The sequence below is a fragment of the Flavobacterium taihuense genome (assembly GCF_019351435.1).
Taxonomy (GTDB): domain Bacteria; phylum Bacteroidota; class Bacteroidia; order Flavobacteriales; family Flavobacteriaceae; genus Flavobacterium; species Flavobacterium taihuense.
Genome location: NZ_JAHWYN010000001.1, coordinates 47,942 through 66,677 on the forward strand (window position 1 = coordinate 47,942; position 18,736 = coordinate 66,677).

General features: G+C 30.4%; 16 protein-coding genes and 1 tRNA gene. 5 read left to right on the plus strand and 12 right to left on the minus strand.

The window, feature by feature from the left end:
- Positions 1–207: 207 nt before the first annotated feature.
- Both ybeY and KZH69_RS00175 read right to left on the minus strand, forming a co-directional pair.
- Positions 208–627, minus strand: a complete 420-nt coding sequence (ybeY, locus tag KZH69_RS00170) for an rRNA maturation RNase YbeY (RefSeq protein ID WP_219315437.1) — start codon at positions 625–627, stop codon at positions 208–210.
- Positions 624–3,944: a hypothetical protein gene (locus KZH69_RS00175; RefSeq protein WP_219315438.1), complete on the minus strand. Its 3,321-nt coding sequence runs from the start codon at positions 3,942–3,944 to the stop codon at positions 624–626. Before KZH69_RS00175 ends, ybeY begins: the two co-directional genes overlap by 4 nt.
- Positions 3,945–4,096: 152 nt before the next feature.
- Between KZH69_RS00175 and gltX the strand changes: the two genes are divergently transcribed.
- The 3 genes from gltX (at position 4,097) to KZH69_RS00190 (ending at position 7,646) form a co-directional block, all read left to right on the plus strand.
- On the plus strand, positions 4,097–5,608 hold the full coding sequence (gene gltX / locus KZH69_RS00180; RefSeq protein WP_219315439.1) for a glutamate--tRNA ligase: 1,512 nt from the start codon (positions 4,097–4,099) through the stop codon (positions 5,606–5,608).
- A gap of 95 nt (positions 5,609–5,703) precedes the next feature.
- Complete coding sequence (locus tag KZH69_RS00185) at positions 5,704–6,681, plus strand: SPFH domain-containing protein (RefSeq protein ID WP_219315440.1); 978 nt, start codon at positions 5,704–5,706, stop codon at positions 6,679–6,681.
- A gap of 38 nt (positions 6,682–6,719) precedes the next feature.
- Entirely contained in the window at positions 6,720–7,646 is a 927-nt protein-coding gene (locus tag KZH69_RS00190) for a Wzz/FepE/Etk N-terminal domain-containing protein (RefSeq protein ID WP_219315441.1), read from the plus strand.
- 40 nt (positions 7,647–7,686) lie between these two features.
- Here the strand turns inward: KZH69_RS00190 and KZH69_RS00195 are convergent, their stop codons facing one another.
- From KZH69_RS00195 to KZH69_RS00225, 7 genes are all read right to left on the minus strand, one after another.
- Positions 7,687–8,358: a transmembrane-type terpene cyclase gene (locus KZH69_RS00195; protein WP_219315442.1), complete on the minus strand. Its 672-nt coding sequence runs from the start codon at positions 8,356–8,358 to the stop codon at positions 7,687–7,689.
- On the minus strand, positions 8,355–9,341 hold the full coding sequence (locus KZH69_RS00200) for a UbiA family prenyltransferase (RefSeq protein WP_219315443.1): 987 nt from the start codon (positions 9,339–9,341) through the stop codon (positions 8,355–8,357). Before KZH69_RS00200 ends, KZH69_RS00195 begins: the two co-directional genes overlap by 4 nt.
- Complete coding sequence (locus tag KZH69_RS00205; protein ID WP_219315444.1) at positions 9,338–10,312, minus strand: glycosyltransferase family 2 protein; 975 nt, start codon at positions 10,310–10,312, stop codon at positions 9,338–9,340. The genes KZH69_RS00200 and KZH69_RS00205 overlap by 4 nt, the downstream gene beginning before the upstream one ends.
- A gap of 203 nt (positions 10,313–10,515) precedes the next feature.
- Positions 10,516–10,770 carry a DUF6327 family protein gene (locus tag KZH69_RS00210; RefSeq protein WP_219315445.1) on the minus strand — a complete coding sequence of 85 codons (255 nt, stop codon included), beginning with the start codon at positions 10,768–10,770 and terminating at the stop codon, positions 10,516–10,518.
- A gap of 2 nt (positions 10,771–10,772) precedes the next feature.
- Positions 10,773–11,123 (minus strand): competence protein, encoded by a 351-nt coding sequence (locus KZH69_RS00215; RefSeq protein WP_219315446.1) that lies wholly within the window; start codon positions 11,121–11,123, stop codon positions 10,773–10,775.
- A gap of 12 nt (positions 11,124–11,135) precedes the next feature.
- Positions 11,136–11,465 carry a YtxH domain-containing protein gene (locus tag KZH69_RS00220; RefSeq protein ID WP_219315447.1) on the minus strand — a complete coding sequence of 110 codons (330 nt, stop codon included), beginning with the start codon at positions 11,463–11,465 and terminating at the stop codon, positions 11,136–11,138.
- Between the two features lie 566 nt (positions 11,466–12,031).
- The gene (locus KZH69_RS00225) at positions 12,032–14,128 is read right to left on the minus strand and encodes a glutamine--tRNA ligase/YqeY domain fusion protein (RefSeq protein ID WP_219315448.1); all 2,097 of its coding nucleotides are present in this window, start codon (positions 14,126–14,128) and stop codon (positions 12,032–12,034) included.
- A 240-nt stretch (positions 14,129–14,368) separates the two neighbouring features.
- On the opposite strand from KZH69_RS00225, the gene folB reads away from it, so the two are divergent.
- Together folB and KZH69_RS00235 are read left to right on the plus strand one after the other, a co-directional pair.
- On the plus strand, positions 14,369–14,737 hold the full coding sequence (gene folB, locus KZH69_RS00230) for a dihydroneopterin aldolase (RefSeq protein ID WP_219315449.1): 369 nt from the start codon (positions 14,369–14,371) through the stop codon (positions 14,735–14,737).
- An 84-nt stretch (positions 14,738–14,821) separates the two neighbouring features.
- A tRNA-Cys gene (locus KZH69_RS00235) sits at positions 14,822–14,892 on the plus strand.
- A gap of 242 nt (positions 14,893–15,134) precedes the next feature.
- Here KZH69_RS00235 and KZH69_RS00240 read toward each other — a convergent pair.
- Genes KZH69_RS00240 through rnr form a run of 3 tightly spaced genes read right to left on the minus strand, consistent with a single transcriptional unit; the run spans position 15,135 to position 18,732 of the window.
- Positions 15,135–15,812: a LysE family translocator gene (locus KZH69_RS00240; RefSeq protein WP_219315450.1), complete on the minus strand. Its 678-nt coding sequence runs from the start codon at positions 15,810–15,812 to the stop codon at positions 15,135–15,137.
- A gap of 34 nt (positions 15,813–15,846) precedes the next feature.
- Entirely contained in the window at positions 15,847–16,512 is a 666-nt protein-coding gene (locus KZH69_RS00245) for a head GIN domain-containing protein (protein WP_219315451.1), read from the minus strand.
- A 39-nt stretch (positions 16,513–16,551) separates the two neighbouring features.
- Entirely contained in the window at positions 16,552–18,732 is a 2,181-nt protein-coding gene (gene rnr / locus KZH69_RS00250) for a ribonuclease R (RefSeq protein ID WP_219315452.1), read from the minus strand.
- Positions 18,733–18,736 lie beyond the last annotated feature (4 nt).

An 18,736-nucleotide genomic window follows, 5' to 3' on the forward strand; every position in this document is an offset into this window, starting at 1 on the left:
TCCTTCGAAAAGGAATTATGAAATCTCAAAATAACGTTCCACGTGAAACATATTAAAATAAAAACTTAAAATCGACCAACACAAAAACTTTTTGATTCAACAAAATTAAAAATGTTCCACGTGAAACACATTAAAAAAAATATAAATTTTTTATAATGTTTCACGTGGAACGTATTACTTTTTTATATAATTTTGATAGATTTGTAACTACTGTTCCACGTGAAACATTGCTAATTTCTCATCTTCTTTACTGCGCATTAACACTTCGTCAGCTTCCGATTTATCTTTGTAACCACAGTAATGTAAAACTCCATGAACCAATACGCGTTTTAATTCTTCATCGAAACTTGTGTTGTAGTCTTTAGAATTGTCTAAAACTCTTTCAACCGATACGAAAACATCACCTCCTATTTCGTTACCCATAGTGTAGTCAAAACTGATGATATCTGTTAAGGTATCATGATTAAGATACTCTACATTAATCTTGTGAAGGTACTCATCATCACAAAAGATATAATTGATTTCTCCTTCTGTTTTGTTTTCCGAAACTATTACAGCGCTTAACCAAGACGCAATAGCTTCTTCGTTCTCTAGTGTAAATTCGGATTCGTAATTAAAATTGATCATTTGTTGTTAAAATAAACTTGAACTTTTTGATTAAAATTCGAGCGCAAAGGTAACGATTGTCTATTTAATATTTCGATGCTGTTCAAATAATCTGAAAGTGATTTAGGTAAAGGACTTGCTGTATTAGTAAAATCCTTGGTATTCGTTTCAGATTGACGCTTTGGATCTTCACCTTGTAAACGAATAGCGGTGTCTAATTTTAAAAGTTCCTGTTTAATATTGTTGGTTCTTTGAAGCGTTTCGTTATTAAAACCTTTGTTCAATAATTGCTTTTCTAACTGTTTCATTTGTTCCAAAGCATTTTGCCCACTATTGCCTAAACCCTTTTTGTTTAACTCTTCTTGTAATGCTTCACGTAACTGTTTTTGCTCTTTGTAAATATCCATAGTAGCTTTAGCATCACCTTCTCCATCACCATCAGACTCGCCATTCTGTCCTTGACCTTTTCCAGATTGTGAACCTTTGTTATGACTACCGCCAGGTTTGTTTCCTTCTCCAGGTTTATTGCCAGGTTTCATTCCTTGCTTCATTTTCTCACTTAACTCCCCTTGCTTTTTTATAATATCAGGCAATTGCATGCCTGAACCTTGACCTGGTTTTGGTTTTCCTCCACTACTGCCGGACATCTGCATTTGCATACTATTTAACGAATCACTCAATAAATCGGCTAGTTTATTAGCAGATGAAATGGCGTATTGTTGTTGCGATAATCCTCTTTGCAATTGTGACTCGGTTAAACTTTCTAGTGATTTATCAATGTTGTATTGCACATTAGCAACCTCTTTTGTTACTGGCTCAGCAATCTTTGGTTGACGCAAAGACAAAGCAAACAAACTATCATCTATGTGTTTGAATTGTGTTTTTAAGTTCTGCTGATTTCTAATATATTTACTAAAAGAGGGAGAACCCAATTTAGTCGCTCTAAATTGGTTCATTACATCTTCCTGTGAAAAAGAATAAGCCAATAGATTATCTAATATCTGACGTAACATCTTAACATCCTCTTCTATCTGGTCTTTATTAGATTCTTCCATTGCCAACTCCATAGCTTTGGACATTTCTTTCATCTTTTTGGAAGCGCTTTTTTGACTCGGTTTAGCCTTTGATTTATTGTTGTTTTGCAATTCGGAATTCGCTTTATTGAGATCATCTTTGATGCTTTTTTCCTTGTCAGAATCAGAAGGGATATCCATAGGTGCTTTTAAATCTTCATTGTCTTTGTCCAACTGCTTTAATTCTTCTTGAATCTTTTCGAACTCATCCGTTATTTTATCTTGCTCTTGAACAGAATTCTCTTTTTCATTCTCTGATAATTTATCCTCTTTTTGAGACAATTTATCTAGTTTATCAGCTAACTGTTCTGCCTTTTTTTCGACATAATAACGTTTAGTTAACTCCACTAACTGTGCTAAATTCTTATTTTGGCTTTTACTGTTTTCTTTGAATTTTTCTAATTTCTGAACAAAATCTTCGTCTTTGATTTTATTGTTTAATTCATTCAGTTCATCCAATAATTTCTTATTTTTATCCAATTCCTTCTCAGTATTATCTAAGCGTTTTTGCAATAATTCTTTGGTTTCATCTTTCTGCTGAGGGTTTGATTTGTCCAAATTGTTTTTCATCTTATTGGCAAACTCCTTCATCAATTCATTTTGCTGTTGCTGTTGCTTAACAAAATCTTGAATCTTTTGACGATCATTAAAATTTAAACCTTCTTTTTCTTTATTAGTTTGTTGAAGTTTTTCCATTTCAGAAAATTGTTTGTCTTGCTTAGACAATGTTTTTTCTAAACTGTTTATGGTATTGTTTTGTTCCTGAAAAGTGTTATTTTGCTTTTCTTCATCAGACAAAATTCTGTTTGAAAACACCGTTGAACGAGAACTTTTAAAATGATGAATCGCATCATTATCAAAAACCTCAAAATAAAAATCATAGTTCATCCCTTTTTCAACATCAAGATTACTTGGGAAATTAAAAACAATTTGATCAAAAGTATCATGCTTAACAGCGATTGTTCCACGTTTGGCACTAAGAGGTTTTCCAGATTCATAGTAAACTATTTGCAACTTAGATAACCCATAATCATCTCCTACTTGACCAACAAAATAAGAACTTTCAACACTCAAACTATCTGGAGCTTTAGCAATATTGATAGTCGGAAACTGATCTTTAACAACATTTAGCTGATAATTCAATTTTTCAAAGTTTTTTACATCATTATTTGATGTAATAATTTGATATTCTGTGTTTTGAACAATATTTTTAGTCAAATTAAACGCATTATCACTTTTAGCAAATAGAAAAGCCTGTAAATCATTTTTCCAAACCACATTTTGTGTCGCATTAGTATTCATTACCCAAGTAACTTGAGTTCCTTCGGGAATAATGCCATTACCTGTTCCTTTTACAATAGTGCTTTTCAAATTCAAATAAGCAGGATAAACAAACTTCATCTCAAAATTTGAAATGGTTGGAACCGCAATCACTTTCAATTCATAGTCTGATGAAACAACAGAATTTGCTTCCAAATGAAAAGAAACATTATCAATTGGTTTGGCAATTTTAAATTGAAATTCCCCAGGATGAATCGTTTCAAGATAATAGCTCTCATCTCCTATAAAAATCATAACATTTTCCGGAACTACAGCTCCATCTGATTTGACATGTAAAACAAAATCTTTGCCCTGCTCTGTAATCAAATTAGAATTTAAAACAGTGAATTTAAACGGCGCTGGTGCAGAAAATATCGAGTTGAAATGCACTACCCTATTCAAACTTTGAGAAATAATACGACTGTTGCCTGACAGAAAAAAGAAAAGCAAAAAAAGAATTGGCAAAATAGCCAAAGGCAAATATCTTTTATTGGCGCTAAAATCAATAGCTTTCCCAAAAGGAATTGGACGCAAAGAGTTTGCTTTTTGTTCGATTGAAGCCAATAATAATTCTGAATTATAAGTAGAAATATCAGACTTTGAAAGCTGCAAATAATTTGTCAATGTATCATTTACCTCCGAAAAATGACTTCCAATAATAATAGAAGCCTGAGTATAATCAATTCCCTTTTTAAATTTTAAAATTTTAAAGATTGGAAATAGTATAAAACGGAGTAATAAAAACAATTCAACTGCAATAAAAAACCAAAACAAGAATATTCTACCCTTAGGTTTTAACCAAAGGAAATACTCAATAAAGAGTGTAAAAAGGAAATAGATTAATCCAAGACCAACGAAAAATATAATGCCCCGAATTAATTCATTTGTATAATACTTCTTTATAAAAGCTTCTAACTTTTGATGTATCGAATATGACTTTTCCAAAATTATCGTATTAATTTAATGACCAATAAAAGTAATAATTTTAATGCTTACTAAAAGGTAAATAAAACATAATAATAAAGTGTTGAAGAAACACAAATTACAGTTACCAAAAGGACAAATTGAAATTGTATATTTGCAAAAAATTTACAATAATGTCTAAACCAGTTCGCGTGCGTTTTGCACCAAGTCCAACAGGACCTTTACATATTGGCGGAGTTCGTACCGCTTTATTTAATTATTTGTTTGCAAAAAAAAATGGAGGAACATTTTATTTACGAATAGAAGATACCGACCAAAACAGATTTGTTCCAGGAGCAGAAGAATACATATTAGAAGCCTTAGAATGGTTAGGTATTTCTCCAGAAGAAACCATCGGAAAGAATGAAAAATTTGGTCCCTACAGACAAAGCGAAAGAAAGCATTTGTACAAACAATATGCAGATTTATTGATTGAATCAGGAAATGCCTATTATGCGTTTGATACGGCAGAATCATTAGATGCACATAGAAAACAGCACGAAGCCGAAGGTAAAACCTTTATTTACAACCATCACAATCGTGAAAAATTAGATACTTCATTAGTACTCACTGAAGCAGAAACAGCGAAAAGAATTGCGAATAATGAAGACTATGTGATCCGTTTTAAAACTCCTGTAAATGAAACATTGCATTTGAAAGACATCATTCGTGGTGAAGTAAAATTTGAAACAAACCTTTTAGATGATAAAGTGTTGTTTAAAAGTGATGGCATGCCAACGTACCACTTAGCCAATATTGTTGATGACCACTTAATGGAGACCTCACACGTGATTCGTGGTGAAGAATGGTTACCATCTATGCCATTACATGTAATGTTGTACAGAGCTTTTCGCTGGGACGCACCTGAATTTGCACATTTACCTTTAATTTTAAAACCAATTGGAAACGGTAAATTATCCAAAAGAGATGGTGATAAAATGGGATTTCCGGTATTTCCGTTAGAATGGAAAACTTCAGAAGGTGTTTCATCTGGCTATAGAGAGAAAGGCTTTTTCCCTGAAACAGTAGTAAACTTTTTAGCCTTATTGGGTTGGAATGACGGAACCGAAAAAGAACTTTTTTCATTGGAAGAATTAACCCAAGTTTTTGATTTAAAAAGAGTGCATAAATCGGGAGCCAAATTTGATCCAGAGAAAAACAAATGGTTTAATCACCAGTATTTAATGAAACAGGAAGATCTTGTATTGGCAGAACAATTTTCAAAAATTATAGAATCAAAAGATCTAAATCGATATTTCTCTTTAGTTGACTTGGCTAAAATCGTTTCGCTAATAAAAGAAAGAGCTGACTTTGTTTCTGAATTTTATGATATGAGTGACTTCTTTTTCATAGCTCCAACCACTTATGATGAAAAAGCCAGCAAAAATTGGAAAGCTGAAACGCCTGCATTAATGCAAGAATTAATATCAGTACTCGAAGAAATAAGTGATTTTACTTCTGTAAATATTGAAACCATTGTAAAAGATTGGATGACTAAAAATGAAATTGGAATGGGTAAGGTAATGCAACCCTTCCGATTGAGTTTAGTCGGAGCGCTTAAAGGCCCTCACCTATTTGATATTGTGGAAGTCATTGGAAAACAAGAAACTATTTCAAGACTACAAAATGCAATAAATACTTTATAAAAAACTAAAAAGCTCTCACATAATTGGGAGCTTTTTTTTGTGTAACTTTAAAGATATTCTTACGTATAACATAAGCGAACTTAAAAACTTTAAACATGAACACTTCCTTTATTTTCATAATCGTCTTTGGAATGATTATTTTTCTTTCCTCATTTTTTACCGTCAAACAACAAACGAGTATCATTATAGAACGTTTTGGAAGATTCCTGAGCGTGCGAAATTCGGGATTACAATTCAAAATTCCATTGATAGATAGAATTGCTGGACGCGTAAACTTGAGAATTCAACAACTGGATGTCTTGATTGAAACAAAAACCAAAGACAATGTTTTTATAAAGATGAAAGTTTCAGTCCAATTCAAAGTTATTCAAGATCACGTTTACGAAGCTTTTTACAAACTAGAATATCCACACGATCAGATTACCGCTTATGTATTTGACGTTGTTCGTGCCGAAGTTCCGAAACTAATCTTAGATGATGTATTCGAAAGAAAAGATGATATTGCCATAGGTGTAAAACGTGAATTAAACGAAGCAATGATGACTTATGGTTATGATATTATCAACACATTGGTCACAGATATTGACCCAGATATCCAGGTTAAAAATGCAATGAACAGAATAAATGCTGCTGATAGAGAAAAAACAGCTGCTATGTTTGAATCAGAAGCACAAAGAATTAGAATTGTAGCTAAAGCAAAAGCGGAAGCAGAAAGCAAAAAATTACAAGGTCAAGGTATTGCCGATCAACGTCGAGAAATAGCACGTGGACTGGTAGAAAGTGTAGAGGTTTTAAACAACGTTGGAATTAATTCTCAAGAAGCATCAGCCTTAATTGTCATTACGCAACATTATGACACTTTACAAGCCATTGGTGCAGATACAAATTCAAACTTGATATTGTTACCAAACTCTCCTCAAGCAGCTAGTGATATGCTAAACAGTATGGTCACCAGTTTTACCGCTTCTAATATCATCGGCGAGCAAATGAAAAAGCAACCCAAAAGAATTAAAAAACCAGACACAACTGCTATTGATTATAATCCATCAGATACTTCAAACCCTGAACAATAATGACCTAAACAAATTCTAAAAAATAATCACAGCAAAAAATGCAGAAAATTTACAAAAATGACGACGAATTTATTTCAATTAATCTTAGCCCATTAATTAAAATTATAATAAAAGAAATTAAAATCATATTAATTTTTATGTTTTTATTTCTATTATTTGGAATTTTATACATATTAAATACTCCGAAAGAATATGTTTCAATAGGTAAAATTATGCCTGAAGTTGCTCACAAGCCTTCAAATGGAATGGGCGCAATTTTTGAGACATTAAAAAAATATAATGGCAATTTAGATCTATATAACACCGAAATAACTAAATCAGACCTTTATGAAGATATTGTAAAAACTAAAGATTTTTATGATTATCTACTTACAAAAAAAGTACAAACGAGAAATAAAAAAGTAGGTTTTAAAACCTATAATAAATACAATTTGATACCTGATAACACATTTATATCCAAAATAAATACAACATACAAGACAAATACTAGAATAGAAGAATATAACATTAGACAAAATATCCAAAAAAGAATTACAATAACAGGTGTCAAAAAGAACAATGTTATATTGGTTTCTGTAAAAATGCCAGACCCTTACGTAGCATCTGACATCGCAACCTATACTATAAAATACTTGATAGATTATATTACCAAGTATCGCACAGAAAAAGCAAGACAAGAATTACATTTTCTAGAAAATCTATTAAAAGAAGTAATGAAAGACAACCTAAAAAATGAAGTTTTTTCAAAAGAAATCCAAAAAAGCTTGTTAGCTTCTATTATACAAATGAAAATAAAAATAGAAGAAGATAAACCACATCTTCAAATATTAGAACAGCCAGAAATTCCAGTAATTAATAATGAATCTTCTAAACTATTAATAATTTTAGTATCGGCATTTATAGGTTTTACAATAGGATTTATCTTTTCACTTTTTAAAAATGATTATTATCGAATAATAAAATAAAATATCTTTTATAAAATAATAATAACAAATTTTTAATATATCAGAAAATTGAATATGGATTTTTCTTCTCTTTTATAAGTTGTTTAAATATCAGTCTTGCATAATAAATTTCTACAACAATACTTAATAACATAATTAACAACAAGAAAGGGCTGACACAATGATTAAAAACAGGACAAAAAGAAATTTGTAAAAAATAGGAAAAATTACCAGATAACATCAAACATACAATTATAAACGATTGTCCATCAGAATTTCTTCTCTGAAAAAACATAACTAACATGCATACTGAGATAAACAAAAGCCATATGTATGCTAAAAAAATATTAATTTGACCATCGGGAATGTTGTTAAGATTTTGAGAAAAAAACTGGTATCCCAAAAAATTAATTAGAAATCCCATCAAAAAAGCAAATACACTAATAAAATACCATTCCTTTTTTTCTACAGAATAAAATTTATTAAAAGACTTGTAACCATACTTAAAATAAGTGTACACAATACCAATATCTAATAAAAACCAGACAAAATTAAAGAATAAATTGCTTGGGTAGCAAAAGGAATAAACAAATTCATAACCAAAATTTAAAACAAGTGGAATAAGAGGCATTCCATATGTTTTGTCCTTTACTCCTTTACAAATGATAAGTATATAAGCAACTATCCACGAAAAACCACCAATTACTCCTAATAATATCGTTATATATTTCATCTTGGCCTTATCTTAAAAAAATTAATTGCATTAAACATAGTAGGTACATTAAATAAAAGTACAGAGACGATCAATAATAAATAGTTTTCGTTGTTTTTTAAAGCTAACAATCCCAAAAGTGTAAAAGGTAGTATTGTACAGTAAAAATCAAAAAAAAGACTCCTTGATTTTTGATTTTGATTTGGAATAAAAAAGTAATATTTTATTTTAAATATTACATTCAAACCAATAAGTAAAACAACATAAATTCCAATAGGCAATACAAAAATATTCCAATCTATAGTCCAATTAAAGATCATGAAGGACAAAATCTCTATTAATAAAACAAAAGTTTGAAATCCACTTCTTCCTAATTCAGAAGTGCTAGTTACAAAAGTAGAGACCCCTGCTTTAATATCATTTTCATAATCATTATATTGATGAATTATCAAAGACCTCATTCCAAACGCAAACAGCATCCAAATACTCCCACTAATTACAAATGCAAGAGACTTTATAATAGTATCGCCAAACAAAAATGCAAAAATAAAAAGCGTAGGGAAAAATTGAGACCCCAATCCATCAAAAATAATACCAAAATATGCTTTCTCTTTTAGTCGAAATTGCTTGCAAGAATATAAATAAAAACAAACCCAGCCCAACCAGTAAAACACCAAGGCATAAGTATTAGTCAATAAGAAAAATGAGTATGAAATACCAAATAAAATAGTAATTACCAAGGCTATGAGTTGCTGACTTTTACGCATGCTAATCATAATATTCTCCTTGCCGGCCATAAGATCATCTTCCTGATCATAGAAGTTATTAACTAAACTTGCAAAAATTGCACCAATTATTAGCCCTGCTAATAGAAATAAAATTAAATAGATTTCACGTCTAAAATCTTCAATATTTACTTTTATAAAATATAAATAAATTAAAACTAAAAATGGTGGTAATTTAAACCACCATGTTCTTAACCTGATAAATTTAAAAAAAATCATAAATTCTTAATAAAATTAAACTGATAATTCTTATTAAGAATAACTTTTTCAATACCTTTTCTAAGAGCTTTCAGAAATAATTGAGGTTCTTTAAAAATATAAATAAACACTAGCTTCATTTCAATTCCTATATTACCTTTTAATAGCAATAAGTAAGATATTAAAATTGTATTTTGAAAAATTTTTAAATCAATCATTTCACGCTCCTGTTTATCCAAGTAGGAACTAAATTTGAGAAGAATCAAATGTAAATCTTTAATATGTAATTTTCTAAATATAACCCCACCTCTGCCATCACTAATGTTAGTTGAGTCTCTTTTTTTTTTCCAAAAGACTTCATTGGTAAAGCCAACGCGACAATTCAAATTTTTAAAAATCATTTCAAGCTGTAAAAACCAATCATCACCAATATTTACTTGAGAATTCCATCCAAAAGGAATTGAAGATTTTTTTATAATTAGACCAGAACTTGCCGCTATAGAATCAATTAACAAAAGTCTTCTAAATTCAGCATAATCAAAAATATAACAACCCTTATTTGGAATATTTATATTATTCAAAAATTTAGGAAAAATATTTACGTGGTATTTACTAAAATTATAGTGTTCCCAATTAGAAAAGAATAAATCTAACTTATGTTCTATCATACATCCAATACTATTTTCAAGATATTCATCATACCACATATCATCCGAATCAAGGGGCGCAATAATTTCACCCTTAGCGTATTTTAAACCAACATTTCTTGTGTCAGCTTGCCCAGTGTGCTTTTTTTGGATATATACAACCTTGTTGCCAAAACTTGAAACTATATATTTGGTATTATCGGTAGAACCGTCATCAACTATAATAATTTCAATATTTTTATAAGTCTGTTTAATAACAGAATCAATTGTCGCGTGCAAAGAATAACTACGGTTATAAGTAGGTATAACAACAGAAACAAGAGGAAAATCAATATTATTAATCAAGTTAAATTTGTTTTTGTGTTTAAAAAAACTTTTGTTTATGGAAAACAAATCTAATCAATTATTTATATAAAAGATAGAAATAATTAAATCAATAAAATGATTTTTAAATTATGCAGATAGTAGTAAATATCTATAAATCGGATTACATATTTCACCAACTCTAAATAAGTAATTAAATCAAGTTTACAAAATAAAAAAGAGGCCTAATTGCCTCTTTTTCTATTTAAAAAATAACTGACCACATACGGAAAAACTGCTTTAATAATTGAAAGTAATTGACTTGGAATAGCATCTTTATAAGGCGCTAAAAATCCGTTAACTATATTTTCAGGAGTGATAGAGTCCCTTGTTCTTTGAACACTTAACACAAGTTTTTGGTAACTGATTTCTTTTTCCAATTTTAAGATTTCCAATTCACGATCAATCTCTGCGTAAGATGAATATTTTTTTGATTCCATATTTAATCGTTAAAAAAGATTTCAGAAAATTTAGCTAAAATTGGCCCTTCAATTACTTTTTCTTTGACTAAAAATAAAAGTAAAGTCGCAACTAAATAAAATCCTCCCACTATAAGAAAACCAATAGCATAACTGTCATAATAAGTACCTATTGCAAGAGCTGTGGCAATTGAGCCAAATAATAAGACCATAGTGATGCACAATAAAATTAAAGTAAACTTTAAAATCATTGTGGTAGATTTCATGGCAACCTTAAAACCCCATAATTTATAGTAGGAAGCTGTACTTTCAAAATAAGCCTGAGCCTGATCTTGAATATTTTCGGTATTTTCTTTTATTTTATCGAAAGCCATAGATGCAACAATTTATTTCTGAAATTTAGCATTTTTTAATTTAAGTTCTGCTAATTTATTTTCCAAAAAAGAAATTACATCTTCAGTCTTATGACTTAATGTAGAAACTATGTTTTCAAAATTACCATCAATATCGTCTTTGGCCACCATAGCTTTACCAATAACTTTTTCAGAAACTTCATGGAATTTATCCTGAAGATTATGTTTTGCATCATCAAAACCATCTTTCAACTTTTCTCTAGTTTTGGACCCTTTATCTGGAGCGAACAAAATTCCAACCCCTGCTCCTATAGCGGCTCCCACTAAAATAGCTACAATTGTATTTCCAGTATTATTTGACATAAAATTTAAATTTAAAAGGTTACTACTTATAAAAATACAACTTTATTAACAAATATGTGTTAACAAGCCGTTAAAGTCTAAAATATTAAGCTAAAACGCAAAATAAAGAGCTTAATTGAATTAAAATCTAAAAAACATACACATTCATAGAAAAAAAAATAAAAGAGATTAAAAGAGAGATATATAAGTCATTATTTATCAATAAAAACAATTTAAAATTAAATAACTATACCTAAAACAAATAATAAATATATTCTATAATTTAAAAATTATAATAATAAAAAATGATTTTAATATCTTTTGGGTGAAGAAGTGAAATCTTGCCTTAAAAACTAAAAATTTGAATGTATTTAAAAGAAAACTAAAATTTAAAGCTTCTATTTAATCAAAATTTAAAAATGGTAAAATGGCATCACTAAAAAATAAAAATAGCTTACATTTAGTTTATTAAAGCTGTTTTTAATAAGATATTTTTATTGATTTATTAAATTAAATAAATATTCCATATAATAGAAAAGCGCCTTATAGAAAAGCGCTTTTAATTGATATAATCTATAATTTAAAACTTATATAGAATTAAGAACTTCCAAAACTTTTTCGTTCTTTTCTAAATTTCTCAAATCTGCAATTTGCGATTCAAACAGAGAAAAATTTACTAAATCTCGTTTGATATTTAATACAACAAAAATACGAACTGCTGCTAATTGACTTTTTAAAGACATAGTATAGAGTTTATGTATTACCTCTTGATCTACATCATTAGCCGATACTTTATCTGAAAAATGCAACAGTAAATTTGCAAACAATAATGAGTTGTTGTCATTCTTCACATTCTTGATAACCGTTTGACAAAGCAAACTGAAATTATCAATAGATTTGATGTTATCAACAATAGTGTTTAACAGTAAAGAAGCATTCTTTTCGTCTTTTTCCTTTACGTATTTATTGATCTCTTTTTGGGTATTCATTAACAAATTGGCTTCTTTTTTGTCCTTTTCTTCCCAAGCATCTTTAAGTCCAACTGTTTTATTAAAGACTAATTTTGAATCAGTTGTGTCTTTATCAACAACAAAATAACCCAAACGTTGAAACTGAAAATGGTTTCCTATTTCAGCATCTGATAAGCTTGGTTCTACAAAACCTTTAACGATTTGCAACGAAGACTTATTCATAAATTCCAAGAAACTTTTCTCTTTATGGCTGTCCGGTGCTTCGTCAATAAACAAGCGATCATACAAGCGAACTTCTGCCTCGACAGCTGTTTTTACTGCAACCCAATGCAAGGTTCCGGCCACTTTTCTTTGACTGGCTTCACTCCCACTCCCACTTCTGGAATCTTCATCATAGGTAACTTGAATCTCAGTTATAACACCTTTAGAATCCTTAGTAACACTCTCTCCTTTTATGATATATCCATTTTTTAGACGTACTTCATTACCAATACTCAAACGGAAAAATTTAGCTGGAGCTATTTCTAGAAAATCATCTCTTTCAATATATAATTCACGTGAAAAAGGGACTTTTCTAAACCCTGCACTTTCGTCTTCTTGATTATTTTCGGCTTCAAGCCACTCCTCTGCTCCTACTGGATAATTAGTAATAACCACTTTAACAGGATCTAAAACAGCCATAACTCTTGGAGCTGTCTTGTTTAAATCTTCACGTAAACAGAAATCTAAAAGAGAAACATCTATAATATTTTCGCGTTTAGCTACCCCAATTACATCACAAAATTTACGAATCGCCGCTGCCGTATAACCTCGTCTTCGCAATCCGGAAATAGTAGGCATTCTTGGATCATCCCATCCGTTTACAACATTTTCTTGTACTAATTGTAAAAGCTTACGCTTACTCATTACAGTATAATTCAAGTTCAAACGAGCAAATTCATATTGATGAGGACGTACTCGATTTTCATCATAAATTTGATCCAAAAACCAATCATATAATTCACGGTGCATCACAAACTCCAAAGTACAAATTGAGTGCGAAATTTGCTCAATATAATCACTTTCACCATGTGCGAAATCATACATTGGATATATATTCCAATCATTTCCTGTACGATGATGATGGCGATGTAATATTCTGTACATCAAAGGATCACGCATCAACATATTAGTCGAAGCCATATCTATTTTAGCTCTCAAAACATGACTGCCTTCCGGAAAATCACCTTTTTTCATTCCTTCAAAAAGCGTTAAATTTTCTTCAATAGAACGATTTCTATAAGGTCCATCAACACCTGGTTGCGTTGGAGTCCCTTTTTGAATCGCCATATCTTCAGAAGACTGACTGTCAACATACGCTTTACCATTCTTAATCATAGCAACAGCCCATTCGTATAATTGCTGGAAATAGTCAGATGAATACAATTCTTCAGACCAGTTGAAACCCAACCATTTTAAATCTTCTTTAATAGCATCAACATATTCCTGCTCTTCTTTGGCCGGATTGGTATCATCAAAACGCAAATTTACTGGCGCATTGTATTTTAAACCTAAACCAAAATTAAGACAGATAGATTTGGCGTGGCCAATATGTAAATATCCGTTAGGTTCTGGTGGAAAACGAAAGCGCAATCTATCTTGTGGAAAACCGTTTGTTAAACTGTCTTCTATAATTTGTTCAATAAAATGAAGTGATTTCTCTTCTGATGCCATTTTTAAATAATTTTAGCAAAGATAAAAAATAGATGACAGATAATAGACAATAAGATAATAGACTTTAAAGAAAAAAAGGCTGGCTATTTTTAATACATTTGTATAAATATTTTGTTTGTTTTGAATAAAAAAGACGGTTATTCAAGATGTAAAAATCTATGAAAAGGAACATTACAACAAAAATTAAAGTTTAAAATCATTGCGATTCTAAACATGAATTAATTACTGAAAAATATAAAAATGGGAACAATAAGATTAAAAAACATCCGTACATATTCATATCATGGATGTTTGATAGAAGAAGGAAAAATAGGCTCCGATTATAGTGTCGACTTGGAAATAAAAACCAATTTGAAGCATTCTTCTGAGTCCGATAACTTGAAAGATACGGTAGATTATGTACATTTAAATACCATTGTAGTAGAGGAAATGGCTATTCGTTCCAATTTATTGGAGCATGTAGCCAAAAGAATTATAGATAGAGCCTTAGCTGAACTGGAAACCGTTTCAAAAATAAAAGTGGGTGTTTCAAAAATAAATCCTCCTATAGGTGGTGATGTAGAAGCGGTTACCATAGAAATGGAAGAAGAACGTTTTTATAATTTGTAACAATTGCCATAAAAATGGAAAAAAGTTAACTTTAAACTTTTAAACTTTAAATTTTTAAGTTACTTTTGCCATCCGTTCAACAATGGCGTCGTGGCCGAGCGGCTAGGCTGGGCTCTGCAAAAGCTCCTACTCCGGTTCGAATCCGGACGATGCCTCTAAAACCTCTAAAGCAATTTAGAGGTTTTTTTTATGTTTAATTTTTAGAAAAAATTAGATAAAGATATAGTTCGAATCCAGACGATGCTTAAAACCTCTAAAGCAATTTAGAGTTTTTTTTTATATCATTTTTTCTAAAAATGAAGTAAATACAATCTTCAAATCTATATAATTCACCAAAAAAAAGAAACAAAAAAAAGGAACTAAATAATAGTTCCTTTTTTTTAATCTTATAGAAAATTTACTTGTCTATTTTTTCGAAAGCATTTTTTACCATTTGTTTTTCCTCTGGAAACCAGCCTTGAAAGATTAAAACCAGTCCAAAAATCATTAGAACAACACTAATTCCTCTTTTGATTTTGTAGATATTTTTTGGTGTCATTTTGTGTTTCAATTGCTTTGCTAAAGCTATTTTGATGCAATCAATACTTAAATAAGTAATAATTACTGAGATGAAAAATGTAAGCACTCTCGAGGTTTCCATTTCTAATTTTGGTCCAACTGAAATAATAACGGCTAACCAAAAACCAAGTACACCAATGTTAATAATATTCAGAAAAAAACCTTTGAAAAAAAGTCCAAGGTAATTTTTTTTTATAATCTCATTATCAATTGTTTTCGTGTTCACTTTCTTTTCTTTTTTTGTTCCTAAAAAAGATATAAAGCCATAAGCCATCATAATAAAACCTCCAAAAATAAACAGGGAAGAATTATCATTTAAACTTTGAATCAATCTATAACTACCTAAATAAGCAATTGTTATAAAAAAAACATCTCCTAAAACAACACCTAAATCAAAAACTAAAGCAGCTCTAAATCCTTTAATTATACTTGTTTCAAGTAAAATAAAAAAAACAGGGCCAATCATAAAACTCAATAGAACTCCCCAAGGAATACCAGTTAAAATATCGTTTATCATTAAAAAATGACTTTAAAAATTGGTTACAAATTTACTATTTCTGAACTATTGTTCCTCCCATAAAAGTTTCTTGTTTTATTTCTTTTGGCGTACCATAAATAAAAATAGTACCCCCGGCTTTTATTTTTGCATCCACAAGTGAACTGGCTCTTACATCAGCGCTACCTCCTGCTGATAAACTAACAGTTGTTTGAAAAGTTTCTAAATCTCCAGCCTCTAAAACACCTCCCGAATTAATCAAAACCGATTGAGTGACTGCTTTCCCTATAATTTTAATAATTCCTCCAGAATACGCTTTAATAGTTGCTTTTTCGACATCTAATACTGCAGTAATCTTTGCTCCTTCCTGTGCTCCTAAAGTAATAGAAGTTTGCTTAAAAATATCAGCACAAGTTATACTACTTCCTTCATTAGCATCAATACTTTCAATTTTTTTGAAATATAATGTCACTTTAGCTTCATCACCAGACATTATTTTGGTTAATGGCATTCTTATTTTCAAAAGTCCGCTTTTATTAACAATTTCTACTTTACTTTGGCTTGTTCCGGTAATTACTGCTTTATTTTCAATAGAAGCGACTAATGTAACATTCAGTTTATCAAACACTTTTACATCATCAAAATCCTTAAGTTCTATCGTAGTTTGTGCAAAAGTAAATTGTACAAAAAATACAAAACCTATTAAAATTATCCTTTTCATGTTTTAAAATTTAATTGTTAATATGTCTATTTTAAAATCTTATTCGTTCCTTCTAATAAAATTGAAATCCAATTGTTTTTTAACCAAATCAGCATTTTTTACTTTAACATAAATCTCATCACCCAGCTGTAATAATCGATTGGAATTAGCACCTATCAAAGCATATTGTTTTTCATCAAAAGTATAATAATCCTCTTTGATGTCACGGGTTCTTACCATACCTTCACATTTATTTTCTATAATTTCAACATAAATTCCCCATTCTGTAACTCCGGAAATAACACCCAGGAATTCCTGATCATTATGATTTTGCATGTATTTTACCTGCATGTATTTTATAGAATCTCTTTCGGCATTAGTCGCTAAACCTTCCATGGTTGAGGAATGTAAACACTTGGCTTCATACGTATCTTCATCTACTGATTTACCTCCATCCAAATAATACTGCAATAAACGATGTACCATAACATCCGGATAGCGACGAATTGGAGAAGTAAAATGAGAATAATAATCAAATGCCAACCCGTAATGACCAATGTTATCCGTTGAATATTTGGCTTTACTCATGGATCGAATGGCAAGAGTATCAATTAAATTTTGTTCTTTTTTACCATTCACTTCTTCCATCAAAGCGTTCAATGACTTGGAAATATCTCCTTTGTTTCTAAAATCAATTTTATAACCAAACTTTGCAATAAGATTCTGCATCGCTATTAATTTGTCTTCATTGGGTTCATCATGAATTCTATAAATAAACGTTTTCTTTTGTTTACCAATGAATTCCGCTACTTTTCTATTTGCCAAAAGCATAAATTCTTCAATCAAATGATTAGCATCTTTTGAAATTTTAAAATAAACGCCTTCTGGTTCTCCTTCTGCATCCAAATTGAATTTTACTTCTACTTTATCAAACGAAATAGCACCTTCATTCATTCTGTTTCTTCTAAATATTTTGGCCAGCTGATCCATTTTTAGCGTTGCTGACACGATTTCATCTGAAACTACATAAGAACTTCCTGTAATGGAAATTTCTGCTGGAATGGTATTGTCTTTCGTCTCTATGATGTATTGCGCTTCTTCGTAAGCAAAACGCTGATCAGAGAAAATTACAGTTCTACCAAACCATTGATTCACAACCTGACATTTTTCGGTAATTTCAAAAATAGCCGAAAACGTATATTTTTCTTCCTGAGGACGCAACGAACAAGCAAAATTAGAAAGCACTTCCGGCAACATTGGTACTACCCTATCCACCAAATAAACCGATGTTGCTCTTTGAAAAGCTTCATCATCAAGTATAGTTCCTTCTTCTAGATAATACGAAACATCTGCAATATGAACACCAATTTCGTAATTTCCATTTTCTAACTTTTTGAAAGACAATGCATCATCAAAATCCTTGGCATCTTTTGGGTCAATCGTGAATGTCAAAGTATCACGCATATCACGGCGTTTGGCTATTTCACTAGCTTCAATCGAAGTATCAATCTTTTGGGCAAAAGTTTCTACTTCGATAGGAAATTCAGCAGGCAAGCCATATTCGGCAAGAATAGCATGAATTTCAGTATCGTGTTCCCCTGGTTTTCCAAGTACTTTTACCACTTTTCCAAAAGGGCTATCCGCTCTTGAAGGCCAATCTTCGATATGAACCAAAACTACATCTCCTTGCTCTGCCTCCCCTATTTTATCTTTTGGAATAAAAATATCGGTGTACATTTTAGGATTTGCAGTCGAAACAAAAGAGAAATTCTTTTGAATATCAATAACCCCAACAAAGTCGGTTTTATATCTTTCGATAACTTCAATCACTTCACCTTCAGCTCTTCGTCCACTTCTTTTGTTATAAACATACACTTTTACGGTATCTTTATCCAGAGCATGATTCAAATTATTACTTGGAATAAAAACGTCTTCTTCAAATTCTGGACAAATAAAATAGGCTGTTTTACGACCGGTCATATCAATTGTTCCTTCGTAATACTCTTTGCTAGCAGCTTTTATTAAATATTTTCCAGGTTCGGATTCTATAATTTTCTTTGAAGCAGCCAAAATCTTTAAATCTTTTATAATTTGATTACGGCTTTGGGTATCGTCCAATTCTAACTTGGCTCCTATTTGCTTATAATTAAAGGCTTTATTGGCACTTTGCGATAATATTTTTATAATTTTATCTGAGAAATCTTTCTCTTTCTTTATCGGCTTTCTTAATCTTTTACTCATGTAT